An 8,377-nucleotide genomic window follows, 5' to 3' on the forward strand; every position below is an offset into this window, starting at 1 on the left:
ATCCTTTAAATTCCGACACTTGCTTACTATTATTACTGTTTATATCTTTAAGTCGAATTGAATATAAAGATAAAAAATAGAACCGCACAAATTTTAAATCTACTGAGTTGTACGCCAGCCTGAATGATAAGGAGCTATGGATCAAGGTAGTGGAAGGCGATAAGCATGCATTGTCTTTCATTTATACACAGCATTTCCCCGCACTGTTCAACTATGGCATGAAAGTTCACGCAGATGAAACCATCGTAAAAGATTGTATCCACGATCTTTTTGTAACGCTGTGGTTCAGCCGGGAACGTTTGTCCATTACTGATACTATCCGTTTTTACCTGCTGGCCAGTCTTAAAAGAAATATTCTCCGCAGCCTGAAACCCCTTTATGTGCCCCGGATGTTTGACCAGTCGATGGACAAAGCCGACTTCAGCACTAACCCGGAACACATTATTATGGACAGGGAATCGGAAAAGGAACAGCAGCAGAAACTGGTAAAGGTGATCAACCAGCTGCCCCGGCGGCAGCAGGAAGTATTGCACCTGCGCTATTTCCAGGGGCTGGATACAAAGGAAGCAGCCGCGCTGATGTCGCTCAGTGTAAACGCCACTTATGTACTGTTATCGCAGGCGCTGCGTTTCCTGAAAAAGCACAGCGATAAGCTGGTCACCCTCTTTTTATTATGGCCATTTTAATGAGTGTAGAACAGACAATTGAAGGAAGACGGGAAAAAAATAAAAAAAAGTAGCAACGGAACGCTAAGATTTTAACAGCGGTTTGCTTTACACTATAAGTATTGAAGATGAGATTCAGGAAATTCACTATTTCAGATTTTTTGCAGGAGCCTTCTTTCCGGAGCTGGGTGCTGGATAACGATGCCACCGCCGCTGCTTTCTGGGAGGAATGGATGCGCAGCAATCCGGATAAACGTGAAGAAGTGATGCAGGCCAGGCAATGGCTGCAGGTAATAGGCACACCCGACCGGGTACCTGGCGCCGATGCAGCAACGGATACCTGGAACCGCATTACGCAAACGATCGATAGAACAGAACAATCGGGTAAACGGGGCATCTTTGCCCTGCAACCGGTAGTTGATACCATAAAAAGCAGGCGATGGCTGCCTTATGCGGCGGTGCTGGCCGGTATTGCAGTGTTGTATGCGGCTGCCTTCTTTCTTTTCTCCGGCGGGGAAATACACCAGGCCACTGCTATGGGAGAACTGAAAACCATATGGCTGCCCGACAGCTCGGAAGTGCGGTTGAACGTAAATTCTTCCGTGAAATATGCGGATAAATGGAATGAGGAAGATGCCCGCGAGGTATGGATCGAAGGAGAAGCGTTTTTTACGGTAACGCATAAACGTAATCATCAGCGTTTTATAGTGCATACACGCGATATGGACGTGCAGGTAACAGGCACCGCTTTTAATGTGAATACCCGGCGGGTGCAAACCCAGGTAGTACTAAACAATGGCGTGGTGAAACTGGCGCTGCGCCCGCACGGACGTGATACCGTAGCGCCTATTATCATGAAGCCGGGTGATATGATCACATATTCAGCCACCACCAATGAGCTGACCAATAAGAAAGTAGACCCGGAAGTTTATTCTTCCTGGCAAAGTAAAAAGCTATTGTTTACAGATACGCCGGTTACGGAGGTGATTAAATCCCTGCAGGACAACCTGGGCATCACTATTGAGCTGGAGGAAGAAAGCCTGGGCCGGCAAACATTTACAGGAACAGTACCTACAGATAATGTAGACATATTTTTCAAAACATTATCCAGATCGTTACAGGTAACCGTTACGAAAACGGGCGCCCATACATACAGGATCAACCAACAGTAGTATTAAACTGATATCATAAACAATGCCTTGCCCGCCGCATCCGGGAAGGGAAACTTATGTACCAATGGAATTATAATCAGCCATCATAAACGAGGTAAGAATTATTCAACCAACCTAATCTATTGCTATGATAGAATTTTACGCCAGGCGTGCTGGCGGAAGCATGGCTATGGCCCTGCTGCTACAGCTTTGTGTGTTGCCGGCTACAGCGGCGCCTTTGCATCGTCAGCACGATAAATTGTATGCCACCGCCAGCCCGGTTACACAGCAGCAGCCGCTTCCCCTGAAGGAAGTATTTGCCATACTGGAAAACCGCTATAAGATACGCATCAACTACACCGGCAACACCATTAAAGACCTGAAAGCAACCGTTCCTGCGCCTAAATCAGCGGCAGTTAAAATGGAGGATTACCTGCACCATTTATTGTGGCCCTTAAACCTGGAAGTGGAAGAAGCAGGAACAAACAATTATATCATTTTCCGGAAAGAACCGGCGAAGCAGCCTGCACCCGGTCCAAAACAACAGGAAGCAGCAACGGCTGCACCGGTTCCTGCCACCGTAACCGAACCGGTAACGCATATGCCTGAAGCGCCTGTTCAACCACCGCTGAAAGGCCAGGTAACACAGGAAGACGGTGTGCCCATCCCCGGTGTAACGGTAATGGTGAAAGGTACCCGCATTGGCGTGCAAACCAATGCCGACGGACGCTTTGAACTGAAGGAGGCGCCTGATAATGCGATACTGGTATTCAGTTACATCGGGTTCAAAACACAGGAAATAAAAACCGGAAAACGTACTACCTTCGCCGTTACCCTGCTTACTGATATGCAGTCGCTGAAAGATGTGGTGGTAAACGGTTATCAGAATATTAAGAAAGATAATTTCACCGGGTCGGCTGTTACTATTACAGGAGAAGAACTGAAAAGGTTTAACCCGCAGAACATCCTGGCCAGTATACAATCGTTCGATCCTTCCTTTAAACTGGTAGAGAATAATTTCTCCGGCTCTAATCCCAATGCGCTTCCTAATATTAATGTAAGAGGCACTACCGCATTACCAACCGGGAAAACAACGGAGCTTACCCGCAACCAGCTCAACAGCACACCCAACCTGCCGCTGTTCGTGATTGATGGTTACCCGGTGCCAGTACAATCCGTATATGACCTTGATCCCAACAGGATTGCAGCAGTAACACTACTGAAAGATGCCGCCGCTACTGCGGTATACGGCTCCCGCGCCGCCAATGGCGTACTGGTGATCACCACCCGCCCGCCGAAAGAAGGGAAGCTATCACTCACCTATGGCTATGAACTCAACGTTACCACGCCCGATCTCACCGCCTATCACCTGCTCAACGGAGCAGAGAAGCTGGAGTACGAAAAACTGTCTGGAGTATACGAAAATGCACTGGGGCAGGGGCAGGACGAATTGCAGATGCAGTACTATGCCAAACGCAGGAATGTACTGGCCGGTGTAAATACCTACTGGCTGTCGCAGCCACTGGCCACCGATCTGGGTCATAAACATTCGGTAACCCTGGAAGGAGGATCGCAGGCGCTTAAATACATTATTGATGGCCGTTATCAAACCAATGCCGGCGTTATGAAAGGCTCAGGGCGCGATCGTTACAGCCTGGCCACCAACCTGCAATACAGCCTGAAAGATAACAAGGTATTGTTCCGCAACCAGTTCACCGTTTCACAGGTGAATGGCCGCGAATCCCCATACCGCGATTTCTCTACCTATGCCCGCATGAATCCCTATTTCCCTAAAACGGATGCTACCGGCAAACTGCTGCGCGAACTGGACAGATGGAACGTGCCCGATTACCAGACCAACGGGATGAAGCTCAATACGGTGCTGAACCCCATGTATGAAGCTACCCTGGCCAGTTTCGACAAATCGGAGTACCTGGAATTTACGGATGCATTTTCCGCAGAATATAATATCACCAGCACCTTAAGACTCCGTGGCGATTTCAGCTTAACAAAAAGACGCTCTACTGCCGATCAGTTCATTTCTCCCTATAGCAACGACTTCTTCGATAAAACCGGCGATGACCTGAAAGACCGTGGTACCTATGCTTTCAGCGACCGCGATGAAATCCAGTACAATGGTAACGTGGTATTGAGCTATAACAAAGGAATCGGCGATCACTTCTTTAACTCATCGCTTGGCCTTAATGTACAGGATGCCAAAAGCTCGCTGAAGATCTTTAAAGCACAGGGCTTTACCAACGACCGCTTTACGGATATCACCTTTGCCAGGACTTATGAAAAAGATAAAGCCCCTACCGGTGAAACCTATGAAGAGCGCCTGGCCGGCGCATTCGCAAGCATTAACTATTCTTACCAAAACCGTTTGCTGATGGACGCTACCCTGCGGGTAGACGGATCTTCGAAGTTCGGGGCAGATGCACGTATGGCGCCCTTCTGGTCGTACGGACTGGGATGGAACCTTCACAATGAAAAGTTTCTGCGCAATACTATTGTATCGCAGCTGAAACTGAGGGCTACCACCGGTTTAACGGGAGAGGTCTCTTTCCCTGCATACCTGTCTAACACTACGTATGAATATTATACCGGCGACTGGTACTCCACCGGGGTAGGCGCGCATTTTAAAGCGTATGGCAACTCCAACCTGAAGTGGCAGCGCACGCAAAACTACGACCTTGGTGCGGAGATTGGCCTGTTCCATGATCGCCTGTATATAGCCCCCCGCTATTATTATAAGCTCACAAAAGACCTGCTGGCAGACATCAACGTAGCGCCTTCCACTGGCTTTTACCAGTATAAGGAGAACCTGGGAGAAATGGTGAACAAGGGATATGAGTTCAACATCCGCGGCAACGTATACCGTAAGCGGGATATGTCGGTAAATCTTTATGCCAACATGGTGCATAACACCAACGTGATCACCAAAATCTCCAATGCACTGAAAGCATACAACGATGATATTGATAAGCAACAGAATGAAAAAGATGAACTGAAATCCTTATCGCTGCTGCGTTACAAAGAAGGACAGTCGATGAATACTATTTACGCAGTAAGATCACTGGGCATTGATCCTGAAAACGGTAAAGAAATTTTCCTGAACCCTGATGGCAGCAAAACCTATATCTATGACGTGAAAAATACGGTACCGGTTGGTGATCAAACGCCAAAGCTGGAAGGTTTTTTCGGGGGTAACGTAGTGTATAAGAACTGGATGCTGGAAGTGAGCTTCTATACTAAATTCGGCGGCGATTATTACAACCAGACATTACTGGACCGCGTGGAAAATGCAGACCCCCGGTTTAATGTGGATGCCCGCGTATTAACCGACCGCTGGAAGCAGCCAGGCGATGTTACCTTTTACAAAAACATTGCCGACCAATCGCTCACCAGGGCTTCTTCCCGTTTTGTACAAAAGGAAAACAGGATGGAATTTAAATCGCTCTATCTCTCTTATGAAGCGCCTGCCACTTTCTACAACCGTCTTAAAATGCGGAGCCTGCGCCTGTCGCTCAATATGAACGATATCGGCTACTGGTCTACCGTAGAAGCGGAAAGAGGTATTGACTACCCGTTTGCAAGAAGCTTCACTTTTTCACTTCAAACAAGGTTCTAAATCATTATATATGAAAAGATATTTAGTCCTCATTTTATTGTTCGCTACTTCCTGCAGTAAATGGCTGGACATTAAACCGATCTCGGAAGTTTCCGGAGATGAGCTGTTTCAAACGGAAGATGGCTTCAAAGATGCCGTGAACGGACTTTACAGCCTTTGCTTAAATGAAGAGATCTATGGCAAGGAACTGATGGGCGGATTACCGGATGTGCTGGCGCAGAATTACTCCGTTCCTGTTACCGATAACGCCGGTTACCGCCAGGCAGCTATGTATAATTATAAAGATAAAGAGCTGATAGGGAGGAAAGATAAGATCTGGCAAAGATTGTATGAAGTGATAGCCAACAGTAACCTGATTCTTTCTAAAGTAGATCAGAAGAAAAATATACTCTCCAATGTTAACTACGGGCTGATTAAAGGAGAAGCGCTGGCGATGCGCGCCTGGTGCCATTTCGATGCGCTGCGGTTATTCGCGCCATCTTTTGCAAGTAAACCTGCTGCCAATGGAGTGCCCTATGTAACGGAGTTTTCAAAGAATGCCGCCGCCATGCAAACCGTAACAGCCCTGCTGGATTCTGTGATCAAAGATCTTTCCGCTGCAAAGGAAATACTGCGTGGCAGTGATCCGATCCTGAATCCCGGTTATAAAGTAGGCTACATGATCAGGGATTCCACTACGGAAGACCAGGGCGAAATGTTTGTGCAGCAGCGCCGTCACCGGTTAAATTATTACGCGGTGTGTGGCGAGCTGGCAAGAGTATACCTGTATAAGAACGATAAGGTGAACGCCTTACAAAATGCACTCGAAATCATTGACGCTAAGAAGTTCCCATGGACGCGCCAGGAAGATTTCATGAATGGTAACGACGCCAAAAAAGACAGGATACTGTACAAAGAACTGGTATTCGGTTTTTATATGCCAAACCGCAAGGATGCCATGAACGACCTGTTCAGGAAAGGCAACGGGCAGGGATTGTTTATATCTGCTACAGAAGGAAAGAATATTTATGAAGTAGCAGGAGTAGGCGGGGAGGACTTCCGCTTTAAACAATGGTTCAGCGAACAATCCGTAACTACCGGCACTTACCTGCAACTGGAAAAATACAAACGTGCCGATGATAACCTGCATTATCTCATGGGGCCGGCATTGCGGCTGAGCGAAATTTATTACATCGCGGCGGAATGCACCTTTGCCAGTGACCCCGCTAAGGCATGGGACTACTTCAATGAAGTGCGCCTGCACCGCGGCATCGGGCCATACAGCGGCCCCGAAGATGCCCAGGGCTTCTATACGGAACTGCTGAAAGAAGCACGTAAGGAACTGTATGGAGAAGGACAGCTGTTCTATATGTATAAACGATTACACAGGCCTATACTCGGACTGGGCGGTAAACCGGTAGCCGCCTCGGATGGGGTGTTTGTACTGCCGCTTCCTGATGATGAAATCGCATACGGTAACCGATAAAACTTAGTACATGAAAAAGATAACAGCGATAAGTATGTTCAGCTGTCTCCTGCTGATGGCGTGCAAAAAGCAGGATGACCTGGTGTTCCGTGAGAATAGTAATGTTTATTTTGATTTTACGGATGATGCAAAGAATACCAGGGTAGATAGTTTCTTTTATTCTTTTGCCCTTTTCCCTGAAATATCAACAGATACCCTTTTACTCCCGGTAAGGATTTCCGGTGAACGGACGCCGTACGACAGGTGGTTTAAGGCAAGCATAGTGGCTAATGGCTCTACCGCCACAGCCGGACTGCATTACAAGGCGCTGGATACGGCGTATAAGATCCCCGCGGATTCAGGCAAGGCTTACCTGCCACTTATCATTTACGGCACCGATCCGCTGCTGCTCGATACTTCCGTGGTGCTTAAACTGAAGATTGCGGCTTCCTCTTCTTTTGGTAACGACTTCCCTTCCTATGACACCGCGAAGGTCACTTTTTCCAACCGGCTGGAACAGCCGCTGTGGTGGGTGGTATGGGAAAATGACCTGGGCGTTTATTCCCGCGTGAAGCACGAACTGTTTATCCGCACTTCCGGTACTACGGAGTTACAGCTGGATAACAGCGACTGGCAATCCACCCCGAAAACGCTGTTTTACCTGCGCCAGTTCCGCGCTTTTATGATGGATCCTATTGCCCGTACCGCTGATTATAAAGACAAAGGCTACGCGATAGGACAGGAGCCTGATGGCACTTATTATTTCTATAATACAGGTAATCTCAATAAAAAATATCCACTGGAATACAGCGCCGCCGATGGCAGGTATTATTTTCATGATGAACATGGTAACCGGATAGTACCACAATAACCAAAATCGCATTCGCATATGAAACATACATTTCTATATATCATTGGCATGCTGGTATTGTTCACCGCCTGCTATAAAGACAAAGGCAATTACGATTACCACCCGCTGGCAGAGCCGGTGATCACGCAGCTGGACACTGCATATACCGCTGTAGTGGGAGATAGTTTTATTATATCGCCTAAAGTGGTACTGGCTTCCGGTAATAAAAATTACCAGGGATTATGGAAGATCTCCGTTCCCGGGCAGATGGGTACGAAGGATTACACCGGCCAGGAACTGCGGATCGTATTCGGTTTGGGCGCATCGCGTTATCCTGCGGTGTATATCGTGTATGATAGTATTACGGAGATGAAATACTATTATAAATTCGTGATCAACGGAACGGCTACATTTACCCGTGGTACCATTGTGCTGAGCGATGACCTTACATCTTCCAAAATATCTTTTATTAAAGAAGATGGTACTGTACAACCCGATGTATACACCAACATTAATCACGATACCCTTCCTGCCGGCGCATTGCAGCTTACCATGATGAAGAACGTTAACTATGGTAATCTCATTACCGGTTACTGGGCTACCTTCAAAACAGGAGGCGTTTATATTGATCCGAAT

General features: G+C 47.4%; 6 protein-coding genes. All 6 read left to right on the top strand.

What is annotated here, in order from left to right; all coding sequences use genetic code 11:
- Positions 1-107: 107 nt before the first annotated feature.
- Positions 108-686, top strand: coding sequence for a sigma-70 family RNA polymerase sigma factor (locus VN105_RS19010; RefSeq protein WP_325643113.1), 579 nt, complete (start codon positions 108-110; stop codon positions 684-686).
- 107 nt (positions 687-793) lie between these two features.
- Positions 794-1,837: a FecR family protein gene (locus VN105_RS19015; protein ID WP_325643115.1), complete on the top strand. Its 1,044-nt coding sequence runs from the start codon at positions 794-796 to the stop codon at positions 1,835-1,837.
- 127 nt (positions 1,838-1,964) lie between these two features.
- Positions 1,965-5,447 carry a SusC/RagA family TonB-linked outer membrane protein gene (locus VN105_RS19020; RefSeq protein WP_325643117.1) on the top strand — a complete coding sequence of 1,161 codons (3,483 nt, stop codon included), beginning with the start codon at positions 1,965-1,967 and terminating at the stop codon, positions 5,445-5,447.
- A gap of 10 nt (positions 5,448-5,457) precedes the next feature.
- Entirely contained in the window at positions 5,458-6,912 is a 1,455-nt protein-coding gene (locus tag VN105_RS19025) for a RagB/SusD family nutrient uptake outer membrane protein (protein WP_325643119.1), read from the top strand.
- Between the two features lie 10 nt (positions 6,913-6,922).
- The gene (locus VN105_RS19030) at positions 6,923-7,762 is read left to right on the top strand and encodes a DUF4843 domain-containing protein (RefSeq protein ID WP_325643121.1); all 840 of its coding nucleotides are present in this window, start codon (positions 6,923-6,925) and stop codon (positions 7,760-7,762) included.
- Between the two features lie 18 nt (positions 7,763-7,780).
- Positions 7,781-8,377: PKD-like family lipoprotein (locus VN105_RS19035; protein WP_325643123.1), on the top strand; the 597-nt coding region annotated here is incomplete at its 3' end.

The organism is Chitinophaga sp. (genome assembly GCF_035564935.1).
GTDB lineage: Bacteria > Bacteroidota > Bacteroidia > Chitinophagales > Chitinophagaceae > Chitinophaga.